The organism is Paenibacillus sp. sgz302114 (assembly GCF_056120345.1).
The window spans coordinates 360648-377715 of record NZ_JBVYOI010000001.1; the positions used below are offsets into that span (position 1 = coordinate 360648).

Sequence of the window (17068 nt, forward strand, 5' to 3'; positions counted from 1 at the left end):
GGGTTACATTGGCTGTGGAGATGAATCAAGCATCGCCGCCCGTTCAAATCGGCAAGGAACTGGAGCTTGTGAAGCGATATGTGCTGCTTGGCGTCGTAAGTCAAATTCTCGATCATGACATTCGCATCGTGGGAGCGACGGCAACGAAGCTGCCGCGCCTGTATGAGTCGATGATGCGCGGTCTTCAGGACCGAGTGCTGCTGGAGCTGGCGTCGATACGCAGACAGTTTCGGGCGTGCAGCATCCACCTGTATCAGGAGAAGCGCACGACGGAGGGGCTGACGGCATCATATAGCTGCATGGGCTATCAGCATCACTTCTCCATGCCGTGGACGTTTGTGAAAGCGGAGGCTGAGCGGCTGCTTCGGACATATTTGACGAAGTAGTACGTTCATCGTTTTGTCAAAAAGGTGAAAAAAGTTTATTTGTTGACACAGTTTAAGGTTGAGAAGAACGGACGATCTTATGTAATATAAGGAGTAGACATTTGATGAAAAGGGGAGCAAGAAGCAATGCATAAGTGGATTATGTTCATCGTTTTCGCAGCAGCTTCGATTTTAGGCGTTGTTTTGCTGACGACAGAGCTTCCGGGCAAGCCGGTAGACGAGGCAGCATCTTTGCCGCCAGGCGTTACTCTAATGAAGGTAGAAGCATCCTCAGACTTCGTATTTGACCAAAAAGAATACAAAGTAAAGACAGGCGATAAAGTGAAGCTGAAGCTCATCAATAAGAGCGGCGTTCACGGCCTGGCAATTCCGGATCTCGGTATTGATCTTCAAGGCGACAAGATGGAGCAAGATGTCACGTTCGATAAGCCAGGCAAGTATGAGATGCACTGTGCCGTTATGTGCGGAGCAGGCCATCAAGATATGAAAGCCGTTCTGATAGTTGAATAAGAAGCAAAAGGAGCCCAAATTGCGGCTCCTTTTTTTTGCAGGCTCACCTGCTAGTCATATGAACGGCGTTTTCCTTTTGTTCGGGCAATTGTCCAGTCACAGATATAACCAAGAAGAGCGTAACTGGCAATAGTCAGGACGTACATGAAATAGACATTCACATTATGAATGTCCATAATCATGTCCGCGAACCAGGCAGGCACGCTGAACATGAAGAAGACGAAATTATGCGGATCGTATCCTGTGGAGTTATAGAGGCATAACAGGAAGCCGATCAGCGAGGCTACAATAGTAACCGGATATCGCATACTCTGCACACACCTTTGCTGGAAGATTGCCGAACGACGGCACCTTGAGTTATTATGTGACAAAAGGATGTTTCTCAATCCACTACATTGACGAGGGAGCGGTTCGCATTATGATTACGCATATCGTATTGTTCAAGTTGAAGGATGGCAGCCCGGAGAGCGTTGCGCGCACAGTTCAAGTGCTGAAGAATATGGAAGGCAAGATTGATGAGCTGCTCTCGATCGAAGTGGGCACTGACGTGCTGCATTCAGAGCGTTCGTACCATATTGCTCTCATTACAAAATTTGAATCGATGGAAACGCTCGCGGCTTACCAGGTACATCCTGTACATAAAGAGGTTATCGCGCATATGACTGAAGTTCGCGAAGCTTCTGCGAGCGTAGACTTCGAATCGTAGTAAAGGACGGCTTAAACAATGGGTGACGTATTTGAAATGATGACTTATCTGATGGTCGTTATTATTAGTGCGATCGTGATGGCCTTGTGGCTCAAGCGCAAAGCACGTAAAAATAAAACGAAACGGTCATAAGCAGAACAGGAGATTTAGCAGGATGTATTATGTGAATCGTGAACAGTTGAATGTGCGCTTGCATGTCATACCGGAAGTTGTTGCAGCACTGGAATTGCTGCAGCAAAGCTGGGACGGCAGCTTGCTGCAAGGACTTGCCCAGGAGCGGGCGCTCCATCTGGCAATCGAGGCGGTTACCGATATCGGCAGCTACCTGATTGACGGCTTCATCATGCGGGATGCGAGCAGCTACGAGGATATTATTACGATCATTGCTGGCGAAGGTGTATTCCCAGCGGAGCTGCTGGAGACCTTGCTTGAGCTGGTTCGCTTGCGCAAGCCGCTCGTGCAGGATTATTTCGAGTGGACAAGAGGCGAGTGGCATCCGCTGGCGGCTGAGCTGCCTCATACGCTGACGGCGTTCAAAGCGGCGGTGGAATCGTATTTGGTGCAGGAGCTTGGGGAGTAGACAGAACCTAAGCTTTTGTCGATTTACGAAACGGTAAAAATGCGTTACATTTGCGATAAGGGTTGGAACGATTAAGGATGTGATTGGAATGGAACAGGATGGGACGCCGTTTTCGCAGAAGGAGCAGGCATTCCGGCAGGAAGGCTCGACACGGCAAACTGTGCTTTTCTTGCTGAAGACGAACGGGCAAATGAATGCGGGCGAGCTGGCCAAGCAGCTGCAAATTACGGAAATGGCCGTGCGGCGCCATTTGAGTACGCTCGAGCGTGACGGACTCATAACGCCGACCGTTGTCCGTCAGGCAATGGGCAGGCCGACGCATATGTTCAGTCTGACTGAGCAAGCCGAGCTCTTGTTCCCGAAGAACTACCACGTACTTGCACTTGACTTTCTGGAGGAGCTGGAGGACGATCCGGAGACGGCACTTATCGTTGACCGGTTGTTTGAAGGCCGTAAACGGAAGCTCATTGACCGGTACGCGCACCGGATGGAAGGCAAGACACTGGAGCAGAAAGTAACGGAGCTTGCGGTCATTCAGAACGATGGCGGCTACATGGTGCAGGTCGAGACGAATGAAAGCGGCATTGTGCTGCACGAGTACAACTGTCCGATTGCCCAGGTGGCGAACCGTTATCAGCAAGCTTGCGGCTGCGAGCTGGCCTTGTTCCAGCAGCTGCTCGGCACAGACGTGGAACGGACGGAGTGCTTGGCAAAAGGCGGGGGCAAGTGCAGCTATCGGATTGGGAAGGTGGGGGCTGTCCTTTAGGGCAGCTCTTTTTTTTATATGAGGTGAAAACCGGGGGACGCTGCGCGTTCGAATGTTCTTTCGATCGCTGTCGTATTCGGATTCCCTTTTGAACAATGGGAACGTGGTTGGAAATCCGAATACAAAGGCGCAAATGATTTAGCGTCGGTTAAACCGCGCAAATCATTTCGCCTAGGCGACCACAGAGGAATCGACTCCGATAAAGGATATTTCCACTTGTCATGAATGCGTCTCTCGGACAACAAAAAACCGGTCATATTCACATAGCTGAGACCGAAGCTAAGACTGAAGAAAGCAACCGCAAAAATAACGATTGGGCTAGTGCCATTAGGGCATTAGCCCAATTTTTTTCGCAATCGGAGTGTCAAGCCAAGCCCATACTGGGTATTATGTCAGTAAGTTAATGGGCATTTGCCCTGGGGGCTTACGTGAAGGAGGTGCCAAACGATGGAGACGATTTGGCTTGAGGCGATTGCGGTAGCGGCGTTCGTTGCGCTTGTCGCAGGCATTTTAATCTGGCTGCGCTCGGCTGATCGGAAGCTGGCGAAGCTGCTTATGGCTGCTGAGGCGATGGAACGCCATACTGCGGAAGCCAAAGAGCAAGTGTGCGAGCTGCTTGATCCGATGACAGCGACGATGCGCAATGTGCAGAAGCAGCTGGAAGGTGTGTCCCGGCTAACGGATGCGACGCGCCGCATTGGCGATTCGGCCAGCCAGCTGTCCTTGACCGTAAGCCGGCTAACCGCTGAGCTGAATGACACGGTTGAGCGGCATGCTGCGAAATCCGGCGATAAGCTGAGGCACCAAATTACGGATGCAATGGACTGGGCAGAGGTTGGATACGCGGTGTTTCAATTATGGCAAACGAAGCGAAAAGAAAACCGCGCCTCTGCATGCTCAGGTCATGACCTAGGGCAGGATACTACTATCTAACACAAAGGAGCGTATTCAAATGGCAAAGAAAAGTGGAGCAAAAAGTTTCGTATATGGCGCGATTGCAGGCGGCGTAATCGGTTCCGTAACAGCACTGCTGTTTGCACCAAAGCCTGGACGCGAGCTGCGCAAGGACATCGCAGACGGCACGCAGGTGGTATCTGAACATACAGTACGCATCGCTTCCCAAGTAGGGGAGAGCACAACGAAGATTGCGAAGCAAGTAGGCGACGGCGTAACGACGGCAGCTTCGAAAGCAAAAGATACAGCAAGCCAATTGATCGACAACGTACGCAGCTGGCGTTCCGGCAGCGACGATCTTGATGTTGTCGAAGCTGTGGGTGACGCAGGCGAGCTGGTGCAAGAAGCAGCTGAATCCGTGCAAGACAAAGCAGAAGAAATCGTGTCCGAGCGCACGGAAGAACTGCAAACAATCGGCTAATCGCTTGGTTCAAAAGCTGCAAAAAAGGCTTCGTCGCAACAGCTGCGGCGAAGCCTTTTTAATGTTTCATTTGGATACGTAAAAGCCATTCAGATACTACCTCCTCATCTTGTTGAGGAAATACAAAAATATATTGAAGGCACGCATTTATATATCCCGCAAAAGACGCGAAAGGTGTGGGGCTCCGAATCTGGAGCAAGAGCGCATCTTGAGAAGCGGAATATTGAAATTCATTTGCTGTACAGACAGCAAAGCTCCACCGCTAAGCGGCGAAGCCTCCTTGATGAAATTAATGCGAGTCAGCCATCTGCATGGCGGCTTCCTTCTTCTCTTCTTTGGAACGCTGAGTCAGCTTCACTTTGCCGATTAGAAGAGCCAGAAGAGCACCTACAATGATGAATACGAGCGCATATAAGAAGACGCTGTGCAAGGAGTCGACGAGGGTTGATTTCAGCACGGGAACCATCGTCTCGATTGCTTCCTTCGGCAGCTGCTTAAGTGCATCCGGATTAAGCAGTGTATTGTACAAGCCGTGCGGATCGGTATGAATCAGTTCGAGAATTTTTGTTTTGAATTCTGCCATTTGATCCGGCATCTTCGTAATAATCGGCGTCAGCTTCGTATCAAGCTCGCTGCCTGACACATGATTCATAATGGCGCCAAGGATCGTAATGCCGAACGTGCCGCCGATGGAGCGGAAGAACTGGGCGGAGGATGTGACAACGCCAAGCTCTTCGCGTTTGAAGCTCTCCTGCAGCACCAGAGTCAGCAACGGCATAACTAGGCCAATACCAAAGCCCATGATAACCATGTAGGAAGAAGCGATAAGCCGCGTTGTGTTCTCGCTCATTGTAGAAAGCAAGAAAAAGCTGACTGCTGCGATGAGCATGCCTATCACCATCTGGCGACGGGGCCCAATCTTGTAAACGACTTGACCGCCGACAATGCTTGCAAGGATTAGCGCGATCATCATCGGCATCATGACGGTGCCTGATGCGGTAGCGCTTGTGCCGATAATGCCTTGCATGAACAGCGGAACGAATACGACTGCGCCGAACATGCCAAGGCTGAGGAAGAAGCCGACGCCGTTAACGGTCGAGAAGATTCGATTCTTAAACAAATGGACGGGCAAGATCGGTTCGCTCGTTCGGCTCTCAATGCGGACGAACGCGAATAATGAAACGAACGCCAAGACGAACAAGCCGATAATCTGCCAAGAAGTCCAAGCATAATCTTTGCCGCCGAAAGATAGTGCAAGCAGCAAGCTGACGACGCCGACGATCATCGTAACGATACCTGCATAGTCAATCTTAGGCTTGCCGACCGCACGATGCTTCGGAAGGCCCCGGATAATAAAGACGAGGGCGATTACGCCGACAGGCAAGTTAATGTAGAACACCCAGTTCCATGTCCAATTGTCGACGATGAATCCGCCGATTTGCGGACCGATTACGGACGAGAGGCCGAAGATGCCACCGAATACCCCTTGCCACTTCGCGCGCTGCTTGCCGGTGAACAAGTCCCCGATAATAATCATCGCCATTGGCATCATGACGCCGCCGCCGATTCCTTGAATGCCGCGGTAAATGATCAGCTGCTCCATTGAAGTGGAAATCCCGCAAAGCGCAGAGCCGATGATAAAAATAATAATTCCGGTTACATAAATAAGCTTGCGCCCGAACATGTCGGCAAGCTTGCCGGCAATCGGTACGACGGTTGTCGAGGTTAGCATGTAAGCGGTCGTTACCCAAGTTAACAGGCTAAGACCACCGAGCTCGCCGATAATCTTCGGCATGGCCGTACCTACAATGGTGTTGTCGAGCGCGGCGAACAGCATCGCAATGATAAGACCTGTGATGAGCATGCCGCGATGCTTGAATGCAGCTTGAGATTGCTGTACTTCCTGAGATGAAGCCGCAGATTGTTCTGTCATCGTAATCGCTCCTTGTGCGGTGGATTCTGGCTGAGTCCGTCGTTTAACTTCACAGCAGCGTCAGCAATATACTCAAAGGATTGCACGAAGCGGTCGATTTCACTCGCATCAAGCTGTTGAAGAAGCTGATCAAGAATGGTTGTATAATTCGTCCGTACTTTAGTGAATGCTTCGCTACCTTTTTCAGTCAGCTGCAGGATCATTACCCGCCGGTCATTCGCATCCGGCACCCGCAAGACGAAGCCGTTCTGAACAAGCCGGTCAAGCATAACCGTGATGGCGCTTGGCTTCACTTCCATATGCTCTGCAAGCATCGATGCGGTAGCGCGCTTCTCTTCGGAAATCAGCTTCATTAAGTAGCATTGGGGTCCCGTTAAGCCGGCTTCCATGCTGTGGTTGATCATCGCGCCGATCTTCCGGTTCGTTGTCGCGATTGCATTCTGGAACCGTTCGGCATAGCTGCTGGTCATTGGACGACACTCCTTTCGCCAATAATAGTTTTACTATTTAATATTTAAACAATTTAACTAAATAATAAAAAAGAACAGCTCTTCTGTCAAGAGATGTCTGATGGGAGTTTGCTACCATTATTTTGCCCATGTTCAATAGAAAAGCGGAGCGGGACTTATTGGCTGCGCGCCTGCTGCCGATATTCGGAAGGCGAAAGGCCGAATGTTTTGCGAAATTGCTTGGAGAAGTAGAGCGCGTCCGAGTAGCCGACAGAGGAAGCGACTTGGTCGATGGACAGATGAATCTCGCCATTTAACAGCTCCTTGGCCCGCTCCATCCGCACCTTCAGCAGAAATTGCATCGGGGAAATGCCAGTCACCTGCTTGAACATTTTGGACAAGTGCGTCCGGTGGTAGCCGAGGCTGCGCGCGAGATCTTCAATGGAAATTTGCTGCGCATATTGGTAAGAAAGCCAGCGCACGGCCTGTTTGATTTGCCGTTCAATATCCGGGATGATCGCAAGCGTGTTGAACGCAAGCTTGCCGGCGTTATGCTGCCCGAGCTCCTTCAAAAAAACACGAAGCAGACCTTCAGCCTCCAAATCTGCAAGCTCGGGAAAAGGGGTCTGTTCAAACGTGCTGCGCATCTTGCGGTACAGCGAAACAAGCGAACGGATGTCCTCTGCGTGGACGATCGGATTCGCTGCCGTAATGCCTAGGCTAAGCAGCAAATGCTCAGAGATATGACCCTTGAAGGCGACCCACATATAATGCCACGGGTCGGCATCGTCAGGGATATAAGTAAACAGCTCGTCCGGAAAAATAACGAATGTATCGCCCTTTGTGCATATAAAACGCTGCCCGCTGATCTCGAACATGCCGCGGCCCGAAACAACTGTGTGAACCAGATAATAGTTATGTACGGCGGGACCGTTCGTGAGTCCGGGCATCGGCTTGCCTTCGCCTGCAAACATAACCGACAATTCGCCCTGAGCAGGCTGCGTATTGTTGACGACGGCGAACTTGAAGTGATCGGACGTGCGTGCATTGATTTTGCTCATAGCAGGGGAAGCCTCGCTTTCACCAACATTTTGCTACAAGTAGTGTAGTTTAAAAAACTACAAATGTACATATAAAACACGCATTATATCCTACTCAAACCGTTCATTCATGCCGTATAGTAAGGATTATAGTAAGACATTAATCCGCTTACATTTATGAACATTATTTGGGGAGGCACATCATGCCGAAAATTACGTTTATTGGTGCAGGAAGCACTGTATTTGCGAAGAATGTACTGGGGGATGTATTACATACACCAGCCCTTCAAGGGTTTGAGATTGCTCTGTTCGATATTAACCCAGAGCGGCTCGCCGATTCCGAGAGCATGCTCAATCATATCAAGAACACATGCGGCAGCACGTCGACGATCAAGGCGTACTCCGATCGTAAAGAAGCGCTTCGCGGTGCCAAATATGTAGTCAACGCCATCCAAGTTGGCGGCTACGACCCATGTACGATTACGGATTTTGAAATTCCGAAGAAGTATGGCCTTCGTCAAACCATTGCAGATACGGTCGGTATCGGCGGTATTTTCCGTAACCTGCGCACCATTCCTGTCATGCTTGGTTTTGCGGAAGATATGCAAGAGGTTTGCCCGGACGCCTTGTTCTTGAACTATACGAATCCGATGGCGGTTCTGACGAATGTCATGAATACGTACGGAGGCATCCAAACGGTCGGCCTTTGCCACAGCGTTCAAGCGTGCGTATCTGATCTGTTCAGAGATCTGGGTATGGATAAGACGGGTGTTCAATCCAAAATCGCCGGTATCAACCATATGGCGTGGCTGCTTGAGGTGAGCAAGGATGGCGTGGACTTGTACCCAGAAATCAAACGCCGTGCGCGTGAGAAGCAGAAAGAGAAGCACCATGATATGGTCCGTTATGAGATGATGCTGAACTTCGGCTACTACATTACAGAGTCATCTGAACATAATGCCGAGTACCACCCGTACTTCATCAAACGCAACTATCCGGAGCTAGTCGATCGCTTCAACATTCCGCTGGATGAATATCCGCGCCGTTGTATCGAGCAAATCGGCAACTGGAAGAAGCTGAAGCAAGAACTGGTCAGCAATCCAGAGCTGCAGCATAAACGTACGCATGAGTATGCATCGTATATTTTCGAAGCGATTGAAACGAACGTTCCGTTCAAAATCGGCGGCAATGTGATGAACACCGGCCTGATCACGAATCTTCCGAAGGAAGCTTGCGTTGAGGTGTCCTGCCTCGTTGACCGCAGCGGCGTAACGCCGACATTCGTAGGTGATCTGCCGCCGCAATTGGCAGCGCTGAACCGTACGAACATCAACACGCAGCTGCTCACAATCGAAGCGGCAATGACTGGCAAGCGCGAGCATATCTACCACGCTGCGATGCTTGATCCGCACACTAGCGCTGAGCTGTCGATGGACGACATCAAAGCAATGTGCGACGACTTGATCGAAGCGCATGGCGACTGGCTGCCAGCTTACAAATAAGCTAAGAATGAATACCGTCCGAGCTTGCCGCACTGCCTCGATGCAGTGCTGCCGGCTAGGGCGGTTTTTATTTTTTTGGTCGAAGTCGTGAGCGAGAGTCCGCTCCTGCCGGGAGGCGGGTTTTGTTGAACCTTGTCCTATTTTGCGCTAAGATGTAGGTACCTTTTCTGAGGAGTATTCATATTCTATTGAAGTCCTGCCAAAACGTTCAAGAAAGCGGTGTGTCTGTGCAACAACCGATCGCAATTTTGGATTCTGGCGTAGGCGGTTTAACAGTCGTCAAGGAAGTTATGCGCCAGCTTCCCCGGGAAAAAATCATTTATTTCGGCGATACTGCACGTACCCCGTACGGTCCGCGGCCCGCTGAAGAAGTGACTCGGTTTACAAGGCAAATCGTTGAGTATTTAATCCAATACCGTCCCAAAATGATAGTCATCGCCTGCAATACAGCTACAGCCGTCGCGCTCGAGGATATTCGCTCCCGCGTTGCCATTCCGGTCGTCGGCGTCATTCATCCAGGTGCCCGCGCGGCGAACAGCCGGACACAGACGGGGTTCGTCGGCGTCATCGGCACGGATGGAACGGTTCGAAGCGGCGCTTACGAGCAAGCGCTCAAGCAATTATCCCCTTCCACACAAGTGTTCAGCCTCGCATGTCCGCGGTTCGTACCGCTCGTCGAGCAAGGCAATTTCCGTTCCAAGGAAACATACGATGTCGTGGAATCCTCCTTGCAGCCGCTGAAGGAACGCGCCATTGACACGCTTATCCTCGGTTGTACGCATTATCCGTTTCTCTCGGAGACGATCGCAAGCGTGATGGGCAAGGATGTCGCGCTCATCAGCTCGGCGGATGAGACAGCCAGAGAGATCAGCACGATTTTGCATGATCGCAACCGATTGACGCGGGATGGGGAGCTGCCTGTACATCAATTCTTCTGCAGCGGAGATCCCCGGTTGTTTCGAATGATCGCCCAGGAATGGCTGGGAGAGCAGATCGAGCTTACACCTGTCGTCTGGCAGGTGCCGAAGATCGTATAACGTGCGTTTAGCGCGAGCATAAGTCGGGAAGATAGCCGTCGTTCTTGTCCCCCGGACGAGAGCGGCGGCTCTTTTGTGTGATTCTAAAGTGTCATTCTGCGGGCACGCGCGGCATAAGCATGTGACTAGAAAGGGTGATCACATGCTTCCCTATATTGTTCAAAAGGGTGACACAGTGCTGCGCATTGCCCGCACTTATAATGTGAATGCCGCTTCGCTGCTGGCGGCGAACCCTGGCATTGCTGCGGATGAACCGTTAGTGCCAGGGCTGCTGCTGCAAGTGCCGGCTCAGCATTATTTTACGTATCGGGTACAGTCTGGTGATACGCTGCTTCGCATTGCCGCCCGGTTCGCTGTGACGACATATGCGGTGAAGGCGGCGAACCGCCCGCTGGATCTGAAGCAGCTTCATGAAGGGCAGCTCCTTACCATACCAAATACGGGCAGCTCCCGGATTGTCGATGCAAGGGCAGAATATGGCCAGCGGGAGCTGATGAACAACATCGAATCGCTCCTCGAGGCGTACCCGTTCTTGCAGAGCTATACGATCGGTCATAGCGTGATGGGCAAGCCGATTGCCGCGCTTCGTCTCGGGGACGGGCCGGTGAAGGTGCATATGAATGCAGGCATGCATGCGAATGAATGGATTACGGCGCCGCTGCTTATGACGTTCATCGAGGATATGGCGAAAGCTGCGGCTGCGGGCGAGAAGCTGTGCGGCGTCGAGGCGAGGACGCTGCTCCGGCGCGTGTCGTTATGGGCGGTCCCGCTCGTTAATCCCGATGGCGCAGAGCTTGTGCAGGAGGGGCTTCCGCGAGAGCATCCTTACTATAGCGAGCTGCTTCAGTGGAATAACGGCTCGCCGAGGTTTCATAAATGGAAGGCGAATGTGCGCGGCGTTGATCTGAACGACCAGTTCCCGGCATTCTGGGAGCAGGAAGCGGAGCGCCGTGATGTACCGGGGCCAGGGCCGCGTGATTATACAGGCGAGAAGCCTTTGTCGGAGCCGGAGGCGCAGGCGATCTACGCGCTGACGCAGGAGCAGCAGTTCGATCTCGTTGTGGCGCTGCATACGCAGGGTCAGGAGATCTATTGGAACTATCGCGGCTACGAACCTGCGGAGGCGGAAGCGATTGCGCATAAGCTTGGCAAATCGAGCGGCTATAAGCCGATCAAGCTGACCGGCAGTGACGCCGGTTATAAGGATTGGTTCATTTTGCAATACCGCAAGCCGGGCTTTACGATTGAAGTCGGTTATGGCGTGAATCCGCTCCCTGTCGGCGCGTTCCCGGGGCTATATGACGAGGCGCGGCCGCTCCTTATCGCTGCGTTGGAGGCGGCCCTCTAGCTTGTGCTATAATGAGCGCAAGTAGAAGGAGGGCTGCAACATGCGCAAGCTGCTTTCGCTTCGCCACTGGCGAGCGGTGTTTGTCCGGATTTTCCGTTTGCTCGGTGCAAAGGAAGTCCGGCTGGTAGACAAGCTTCTCTATGTCGTTCCTGTGTTACTGTATTGGGTTCTGCCCGATGTCATGCCGTTCATGCCGATTGACGACATTGCGGTGACGATGATTGCGGCGGAATGGTATACCCGATATATGGAGCGCAAATATAGCGAGCATTTGAAATAACAAGGCGATAGCGGTTGAACAATGCGCCGCGTTTCTTTACAATAGAGAGATCAGGGTCAAACGAATCGTGCCGGGAGCAGGCTTCCCAAAGGCAGCAACTATAAGGAGATGAATGGACAATGAATTGCAAAATTACACGTAATGCCGCGAAGGTACTTCGTGAAGAAATCGATAAGCCAGAGAACGAAGGCAAATTGCTGCGCGTCTTCATTACGCATTCGCACGGCGACCATGCCCACTACGGCATGCAAATGGACGAGCCTACAGAGAAAGACGAAGTCGTCGAGACGGACAAGGACATTAGAGTCATTTTGGAGAAGGGCGTGGAACTGCTGGACGGCGTCAGAATTGACTACTTCTTTGTGCCACAAGAAGGCTTCATGATTTCTAACCCGACCAAAGGCAATCACGGCGACCATTAATTTGTAAACGGTTAGGGAGAGAATCATGGCTAACGATATTCGCATTTGCGACAAATGCAAACACATCAACGTGAAGAAAATGGTGCCGAAGCTGGAGCAGATGGCGCCGGACACGGAGATTAAAGTTGCGTGCAAGTCTTACTGCGGCCCGTGCTCGCGGTTCGCTTTCGTCTTCATCAACGGGCGCTACATTACTGCGCCGACTGAGGACGAAGCGATTGAGAAAGCAAGTAAATATGTGAAGAAATAAGAGCAGAAGAAAAAGAAAAACGGCCAATACGATTTTGTCCTCCTGATTCAAACAGCAGATGACAATCGTAAGAGCCGCCTTGAAGAACCGTGATGATACGCGGTTCTTTTTTTTTGTAATGATTGTTCGTTGGTTATAGTGTTACCGCTCAGTGCAGCTGAGGCACGAGGTTATATTCGACGACGAGATCGGAAGCGTCTAGCTCTTTGCGTGCTTCCACAGCGCCGGTGTGGCACACGCTCTGGTCGGTGAGCTGGGCTTGCTTTGCTCCGGTGGCGCCTGTGCCTGCAATGGAGTAACATTTGCTGTGCTCTGGCAGGCCATCTTCAGCGGGAAGATAGAGTACATTGCCATCTGTGTACGCGCCGCTGCGGAACACGATTCTTTTGCCTGCTTGCGGCGGTGCAGCTGTAATGAGCGGCGTGCCAATCATCACTTTGTCGCTGCTTGCGATTCCGAGCAGATGCAGAATTGTCGGCGTAATGTCGAGCTGTCCGCCCGGCTGCTCATAGGTTCCCGCGTGTGCATCGTCAGGCAAATGCACGATAAAAGGTACTCCTTTGAGGATGCGGAAACGTTCGGTTTCATCGAGCGATTGGCCGAGGAAGGACTCGAAAGGCTGCCAATCCGCGATGGAATTATCGTGATCTCCGTAGAAGAGGAAGATGGACTTATCCCATAGTCCTGCTTGTTTCAATGAGTCGATCATAGAGCCAAGCGCGGCGTCGACGTAGTGAACCGCCTCGAGATAATCGCCGAACATCGTCCCGCTGAACTGTTTCGTATCGAGCTGTTGAGCGCTTTGCGGCAGCTTGTAAGGGTGATGGCTCGATAGCGAGATAAGGAACGAGTAGAAGGGCTGCTTCTCCTGCTGCATTTTTGCTATCGACTGCTGGAAGAAGGACTTATCTCCAAGGGACCAGCCGATCGGCTCATCCATGGTGAAATCTTTCTTGCTATAGAACTTGTCGTAGCCTAGCTGGTCGTACATCATGTTCCGGTTCCAGAACCCCCCGTCGTACGCATGGAAAGCTGCTGTCGTGTATCCGTTATCCTTGAGTGTTTGCGGCATGCTGTCGAACTGATGCTGTGCATACCGGATAAATACCGAGCCGGTTGGCATCGGCTGGAGGGACACGTTAGCCGCCAAATCGGCATCGGATGTACGCCCTTGCGCGGTTTGGTGGTAGAAATTCGGATAATATAGCGACGATTCCAGCAGCTTGTTCATGTTTGGCGTTACCGGCACACCGCCGATCGAACGGTTGATGACGAAGTTTTGGAACGCCTCAAGCTGGATCATGATGACGTTCTTGCCCTTGTATTTGCCGAACAAGGCGTCGGATGATTCGAGTTGCTTGCGCATTTCGCCTCGAGTTTGGAACCATTGCTTAGCTGCGGTTTGCTGCTCCGCAGTTACTTTGCTGTCATGCAGCCAATGCTCATTCGCATAACGGTATAGATCGTAGCCGTGAAATCCAAGAACGCCAGTTACGTTATACAGCGACAGATTCCACCAGTTGCCCGTGAACAGCTCGGCCGCCCACGTTTGTTTGGCCTTGTGGACAGGGGCGTAGACGAGAGTGAAGCCGATCGCGAAGATGATGATCGAAGCGATGAGTCTTCGAATTACAATCGGCATGCGCCGCGGTTTGTGAAATGACAGTTCGGCCGTGCGGGTGTTACGGCTTCTGCGTGATTGTATCACTGTGTAGATGAAGAGTGGCAGAAGCAGCAGCCAGTCGGCGAAGAACCATAAGTCTTTCCCGCTAAGCAGTGAACCGATACTTTCCCCAAGCGCGCCGACTTGCCCGGCCTGCATGAGGACAGGGACTGTAATCAAGTCTTGGAAGTAACGGAAATAGATCAGGTCTGCGTACACGATCGCGGTCAGAAGGATATCGAGTGCGATTAGAGCGATGCGTCGCCCGCGTGCCGGCAGCCATAACGTCCAGAAGGAGATGACGATCAGCGTTCCGGCAGCGGTCATCCAGTCATCGCGAACCATTGCCATGTTCGGCACATGAATGATGCGGTCGAAGAAGTTCAGCTTCAAGAGCATCAAGGTGATGAACAGAATGAAATCAAGCCTTTGAAGCAGCGCAATGAGAAAAAACGGCGCCTGCTGGCGCCGTGAATAGTGAAATGGAACAGCCATGTTTCATGAAATCCTTTCTGCTTATTCCGATTTGTTAAGTGGAGGCAACGGGCCGAAAAATTGATAAAAAGCACATTCGATACGACCGTTGAACAGCTTCCGTTTCTTGTCTGCTTTACGTCCAATCGTGTCCTCGAAGGTACGAGACTGCGTTAACGCGAACATCGACCATGTCGGCAAGTAAAGAGCGCTTAACCCGAGCTGGCGGATTGCCTTCTCCGCATCGTCTTCATCTCCGAGACGCGAACCATACGGCGGATTGGTAATGATACAGCCGTAGTCGCCTTCTGGCTTAATACGCGATACCGCCATTTGCTGCAGCTTAATATCTTTGGCGAATCCGGCTTTCTTCACAGCGGCTGCCGCGATTTCAAGCGCCCCCGGATCGATGTCGGAGCCTGTAATTTGAAGCGGAATATCATCCTTCACCGAGTCAAAAGCTTCCTCGCGAGCTCTTTCCCACAGTTCTTCCGGCACGATCGGCCAGCCCTCGCTGTTGAACGTACGGCGCAGTCCAGGCGCGATATTCCAGGCAATCATCGCCGCTTCAATTGGAATGGTGCCAGATCCGCAGAAGGGATCGTAGAGCGGACGCTCTGGGCGCCATCTGCTCAGCAGCACCATCGCAGCCGCCATCGTTTCTTTGAGCGGCGCTTCTGTTACGAGCTTGCGGTAGCCGCGTTTGTGCAGCCCTGGCCCGGTCGTATCGAGTGTCAGCATGGCGACATCATTCAGCAGCCATACTTCAATGACGAAACGCATGCCATTGTCCTCGTGGAACCATTCCGTTCCGTAGACGGACTTCATTTTCTCAACGACGGCTTTCTTCACGATGCTTTGGCAGGCAGGCACGCTCGACAGCTGGGATTTATGGGAGCGTCCCTCTACCGGGAATTCAGCGTCCTCGGGAATCCAATCCGGCCAGTTGACAGCCTTGGTCCCTTCGAACAATTCTTCAAAAGTGGTGGCAGGAAATTCCGCCATCTTAATAAGCACGCGATCCGATGTGCGCAGCCACAGGTTAGCACGGCAAATATCTTCAGGACCGCCAGTAAAAATAACGCGCCCGTTCTCCACTTTCTGATCGGTATAGCCAAGATCTCTTAATTCGCGTGCGACGACCGCTTCAAGCCCCATGGGAGCTGTTGCGATCAGCTGCAGTTTGTCCATTATGTCTCACTCCGCCTTCACGAGTTCCGGTTGTATCCGGTCTATAAAAATCATACAATCAATATGGAATCAAATCTTGTACAGATTCAGATTGATGAAGATTCGTTTCTGTACAAGTATAGGACATCTACGGGAATAATTACAAACATTACATGAGTACATAATCGAAAGGAGCAGGAGAACATGTCTACGGAACTGTATGTAGAACGGTTGCTTGGGGATGATGCGGATTTGGAGCGGGTCCATCAGACGATCCGCGAGAAGGGGATGCCGGAGATTTCCATCGCTGCAGGATACGGCCGTCTGCTGACCATGCTCGTCCGCATGTCGGGAGCGCGCAATGTACTCGAAATCGGCGCGCTTGGCGGATACAGCGGGATCTGTCTGGCAAGGGGATTGTCGGACGGTGGACGTCTTACTTCATTAGAGCTGCTGCAGGACTATGCGGATGTCGCGCGGGGCAGCTTGGAAGCAGCCGGTCTTGGCGACCGCGCCGAGTATCGTGTTGGCGATGCGAAAGACAGCCTTGCGGTGCTGGCTGAAGAAGGCCGTAAGTTCGATTTCTTCTTCATTGATGCCGATAAGGAGAATTACCCGTTGTATCTGGAGTGGGCGATTAAGCTTGCTAATCCGGGTGCAGTCATTACAGGCGATAACGCGCTGCTGCACGGCAGAACGATCGATCCCGACAAGAACGGCCCATCGGTTATCGCGATGCGTCAGTTCAACGAGTCGATGGCAAGAGACGAGCGCCTCATCGGCACGCTGCTCCCAGCGTATGACGGCTTGGCGGTTGCTGTGGTGAAGTAGTAGTTGGGTTGTTGCGGGAGTGAGGGGAGGTGCACATGGGTGCGCCTCTTTTTGTTTTTGGTGGAGGTTATTTCTATTTCTATGAAGGGTACTGAGTTCCCCTCTTGGGTGATAATCGAGCTGATTACGTGAATGAAGGGTACTGGGTACCCCACATGGTTGAGATTCGAGTCTGATAACGTGAATGAAGGGTACTGAGTTCCCCTCTTGGTTGAAAATCGAGCTGATAACGCGAATGAAGGGTACTGGGTACCCCTCTTGGGCGCATCGCGGGACAATTGCGATTAGTCTCGAGAGAATCGCTTGGTTCATCTCGATGGGTTTGGCGAAGAGGACCAGTAGACCA

The 17068-nt window shown here is 51.9% G+C and carries 21 protein-coding genes; 15 read left to right on the plus strand and 6 right to left on the minus strand.

Annotated elements, in window-relative coordinates; all coding sequences use genetic code 11:
• Positions 1 to 14: 14 nt before the first annotated feature.
• Both AC0LWF_RS01570 and AC0LWF_RS01575 read left to right on the plus strand, forming a co-directional pair.
• A complete protein-coding gene (locus AC0LWF_RS01570) occupies positions 15 to 386 on the plus strand; it encodes a YhjD family protein (RefSeq protein ID WP_256217318.1) in 372 nt (123 codons plus the stop codon).
• A gap of 126 nt (positions 387 to 512) precedes the next feature.
• On the plus strand, positions 513 to 896 hold the full coding sequence (locus AC0LWF_RS01575; protein ID WP_474649823.1) for a cupredoxin domain-containing protein: 384 nt from the start codon (positions 513 to 515) through the stop codon (positions 894 to 896).
• Between the two features lie 50 nt (positions 897 to 946).
• On the opposite strand, the gene AC0LWF_RS01580 is transcribed toward AC0LWF_RS01575, so the two are convergent.
• Positions 947 to 1204, minus strand: coding sequence for a hypothetical protein (locus tag AC0LWF_RS01580; RefSeq protein WP_090572795.1), 258 nt, complete (start codon positions 1202 to 1204; stop codon positions 947 to 949).
• A gap of 110 nt (positions 1205 to 1314) precedes the next feature.
• Here AC0LWF_RS01580 and AC0LWF_RS01585 point away from each other — a divergent pair, with 110 nt between their 5' ends.
• The 6 genes from AC0LWF_RS01585 (at position 1315) to AC0LWF_RS01610 (ending at position 4719) form a co-directional block, all read left to right on the plus strand.
• Entirely contained in the window at positions 1315 to 1602 is a 288-nt protein-coding gene (locus tag AC0LWF_RS01585) for a Dabb family protein (RefSeq protein ID WP_090572796.1), read from the plus strand.
• 154 nt (positions 1603 to 1756) lie between these two features.
• Positions 1757 to 2182 carry a DUF86 domain-containing protein gene (locus AC0LWF_RS01590; protein ID WP_474649824.1) on the plus strand — a complete coding sequence of 142 codons (426 nt, stop codon included), beginning with the start codon at positions 1757 to 1759 and terminating at the stop codon, positions 2180 to 2182.
• 88 nt (positions 2183 to 2270) lie between these two features.
• Positions 2271 to 2948 (plus strand): helix-turn-helix transcriptional regulator, encoded by a 678-nt coding sequence (locus tag AC0LWF_RS01595; RefSeq protein WP_474649825.1) that lies wholly within the window; start codon positions 2271 to 2273, stop codon positions 2946 to 2948.
• Positions 2949 to 3395: 447 nt separating this feature from the next.
• Positions 3396 to 3881, plus strand: a complete 486-nt coding sequence (locus AC0LWF_RS01600; protein ID WP_474649826.1) for a DUF948 domain-containing protein — start codon at positions 3396 to 3398, stop codon at positions 3879 to 3881.
• A gap of 19 nt (positions 3882 to 3900) precedes the next feature.
• Complete coding sequence (locus AC0LWF_RS01605; RefSeq protein ID WP_474649827.1) at positions 3901 to 4323, plus strand: YtxH domain-containing protein; 423 nt, start codon at positions 3901 to 3903, stop codon at positions 4321 to 4323.
• Between the two features lie 132 nt (positions 4324 to 4455).
• On the plus strand, positions 4456 to 4719 hold the full coding sequence (locus AC0LWF_RS01610) for a hypothetical protein (protein ID WP_474650447.1): 264 nt from the start codon (positions 4456 to 4458) through the stop codon (positions 4717 to 4719).
• On the opposite strand, the gene AC0LWF_RS01615 is transcribed toward AC0LWF_RS01610, so the two are convergent.
• The 3 genes from AC0LWF_RS01615 to AC0LWF_RS01625 all read right to left on the minus strand — a co-directional run bounded on the left by AC0LWF_RS01615 (position 4613) and on the right by AC0LWF_RS01625 (position 7766).
• Positions 4613 to 6256, minus strand: coding sequence for an MDR family MFS transporter (locus tag AC0LWF_RS01615; RefSeq protein WP_474649828.1), 1644 nt, complete (start codon positions 6254 to 6256; stop codon positions 4613 to 4615). The two genes, AC0LWF_RS01610 and AC0LWF_RS01615, sit on opposite strands and share 107 nt — an antisense overlap.
• Positions 6253 to 6726, minus strand: a complete 474-nt coding sequence (locus tag AC0LWF_RS01620) for a MarR family winged helix-turn-helix transcriptional regulator (RefSeq protein WP_474649829.1) — start codon at positions 6724 to 6726, stop codon at positions 6253 to 6255. Before AC0LWF_RS01620 ends, AC0LWF_RS01615 begins: the two co-directional genes overlap by 4 nt.
• Before the next feature lie 155 nt (positions 6727 to 6881).
• Positions 6882 to 7766: an AraC family transcriptional regulator gene (locus AC0LWF_RS01625; protein WP_474649830.1), complete on the minus strand. Its 885-nt coding sequence runs from the start codon at positions 7764 to 7766 to the stop codon at positions 6882 to 6884.
• 182 nt (positions 7767 to 7948) lie between these two features.
• On the opposite strand from AC0LWF_RS01625, the gene melA reads away from it, so the two are divergent.
• The 6 genes from melA to AC0LWF_RS01655 all read left to right on the plus strand — a co-directional run bounded on the left by melA (position 7949) and on the right by AC0LWF_RS01655 (position 12584).
• A complete protein-coding gene (gene melA / locus AC0LWF_RS01630; protein WP_474649831.1) occupies positions 7949 to 9247 on the plus strand; it encodes an alpha-glucosidase/alpha-galactosidase in 1299 nt (432 codons plus the stop codon).
• A gap of 227 nt (positions 9248 to 9474) precedes the next feature.
• Positions 9475 to 10284, plus strand: coding sequence for a glutamate racemase (gene racE / locus AC0LWF_RS01635; RefSeq protein ID WP_474649832.1), 810 nt, complete (start codon positions 9475 to 9477; stop codon positions 10282 to 10284).
• Positions 10285 to 10426: 142 nt separating this feature from the next.
• Positions 10427 to 11632, plus strand: coding sequence for a M14 family zinc carboxypeptidase (locus tag AC0LWF_RS01640; RefSeq protein ID WP_474649833.1), 1206 nt, complete (start codon positions 10427 to 10429; stop codon positions 11630 to 11632).
• Positions 11633 to 11672: 40 nt separating this feature from the next.
• Positions 11673 to 11912, plus strand: coding sequence for a hypothetical protein (locus AC0LWF_RS01645; protein ID WP_126018027.1), 240 nt, complete (start codon positions 11673 to 11675; stop codon positions 11910 to 11912).
• Between the two features lie 119 nt (positions 11913 to 12031).
• Entirely contained in the window at positions 12032 to 12334 is a 303-nt protein-coding gene (locus AC0LWF_RS01650) for an iron-sulfur cluster assembly accessory protein (protein ID WP_474649834.1), read from the plus strand.
• A gap of 25 nt (positions 12335 to 12359) precedes the next feature.
• Positions 12360 to 12584, plus strand: coding sequence for a YuzB family protein (locus AC0LWF_RS01655; RefSeq protein ID WP_126018025.1), 225 nt, complete (start codon positions 12360 to 12362; stop codon positions 12582 to 12584).
• Positions 12585 to 12732: 148 nt separating this feature from the next.
• Here the strand turns inward: AC0LWF_RS01655 and AC0LWF_RS01660 are convergent, their stop codons facing one another.
• On the minus strand, positions 12733 to 14742 hold the full coding sequence (locus tag AC0LWF_RS01660) for an LTA synthase family protein (protein ID WP_474649835.1): 2010 nt from the start codon (positions 14740 to 14742) through the stop codon (positions 12733 to 12735).
• A gap of 21 nt (positions 14743 to 14763) precedes the next feature.
• Positions 14764 to 15912 carry a THUMP domain-containing class I SAM-dependent RNA methyltransferase gene (locus AC0LWF_RS01665; RefSeq protein WP_474649836.1) on the minus strand — a complete coding sequence of 383 codons (1149 nt, stop codon included), beginning with the start codon at positions 15910 to 15912 and terminating at the stop codon, positions 14764 to 14766.
• A gap of 183 nt (positions 15913 to 16095) precedes the next feature.
• Here AC0LWF_RS01665 and AC0LWF_RS01670 point away from each other — a divergent pair, with 183 nt between their 5' ends.
• Positions 16096 to 16722: an O-methyltransferase gene (locus AC0LWF_RS01670; RefSeq protein ID WP_474649837.1), complete on the plus strand. Its 627-nt coding sequence runs from the start codon at positions 16096 to 16098 to the stop codon at positions 16720 to 16722.
• Positions 16723 to 17068: the final 346 nt, after the last annotated feature.

What these genes read in the sequence shown, in the direction of transcription:
- AC0LWF_RS01575 (WP_474649823.1), top strand. Translation starts at nt 513, where the DNA reads ATGCATAAGTGGATTATGTTCATCGTTTTCGCAGCAGCTTCGATTTTA.
- AC0LWF_RS01580 (WP_090572795.1), bottom strand. Translation starts at nt 1,204, where the DNA reads ATGCGATATCCGGTTACTATTGTAGCCTCGCTGATCGGCTTCCTGTTA.
- AC0LWF_RS01585 (WP_090572796.1), top strand. Translation starts at nt 1,315, where the DNA reads ATGATTACGCATATCGTATTGTTCAAGTTGAAGGATGGCAGCCCGGAG.
- AC0LWF_RS01590 (WP_474649824.1), top strand. Translation starts at nt 1,757, where the DNA reads ATGTATTATGTGAATCGTGAACAGTTGAATGTGCGCTTGCATGTCATA.
- AC0LWF_RS01595 (WP_474649825.1), top strand. Translation starts at nt 2,271, where the DNA reads ATGGAACAGGATGGGACGCCGTTTTCGCAGAAGGAGCAGGCATTCCGG.
- AC0LWF_RS01600 (WP_474649826.1), top strand. Translation starts at nt 3,396, where the DNA reads ATGGAGACGATTTGGCTTGAGGCGATTGCGGTAGCGGCGTTCGTTGCG.
- AC0LWF_RS01605 (WP_474649827.1), top strand. Translation starts at nt 3,901, where the DNA reads ATGGCAAAGAAAAGTGGAGCAAAAAGTTTCGTATATGGCGCGATTGCA.
- AC0LWF_RS01615 (WP_474649828.1), bottom strand. Translation starts at nt 6,256, where the DNA reads ATGACAGAACAATCTGCGGCTTCATCTCAGGAAGTACAGCAATCTCAA.
- AC0LWF_RS01620 (WP_474649829.1), bottom strand. Translation starts at nt 6,726, where the DNA reads ATGACCAGCAGCTATGCCGAACGGTTCCAGAATGCAATCGCGACAACG.
- AC0LWF_RS01625 (WP_474649830.1), bottom strand. Translation starts at nt 7,766, where the DNA reads ATGAGCAAAATCAATGCACGCACGTCCGATCACTTCAAGTTCGCCGTC.
- melA (WP_474649831.1), top strand. Translation starts at nt 7,949, where the DNA reads ATGCCGAAAATTACGTTTATTGGTGCAGGAAGCACTGTATTTGCGAAG.
- AC0LWF_RS01640 (WP_474649833.1), top strand. Translation starts at nt 10,427, where the DNA reads ATGCTTCCCTATATTGTTCAAAAGGGTGACACAGTGCTGCGCATTGCC.
- AC0LWF_RS01645 (WP_126018027.1), top strand. Translation starts at nt 11,673, where the DNA reads ATGCGCAAGCTGCTTTCGCTTCGCCACTGGCGAGCGGTGTTTGTCCGG.
- AC0LWF_RS01650 (WP_474649834.1), top strand. Translation starts at nt 12,032, where the DNA reads ATGAATTGCAAAATTACACGTAATGCCGCGAAGGTACTTCGTGAAGAA.
- AC0LWF_RS01655 (WP_126018025.1), top strand. Translation starts at nt 12,360, where the DNA reads ATGGCTAACGATATTCGCATTTGCGACAAATGCAAACACATCAACGTG.
- AC0LWF_RS01660 (WP_474649835.1), bottom strand. Translation starts at nt 14,742, where the DNA reads ATGGCTGTTCCATTTCACTATTCACGGCGCCAGCAGGCGCCGTTTTTT.
- AC0LWF_RS01665 (WP_474649836.1), bottom strand. Translation starts at nt 15,912, where the DNA reads ATGGACAAACTGCAGCTGATCGCAACAGCTCCCATGGGGCTTGAAGCG.
- AC0LWF_RS01670 (WP_474649837.1), top strand. Translation starts at nt 16,096, where the DNA reads ATGTCTACGGAACTGTATGTAGAACGGTTGCTTGGGGATGATGCGGAT.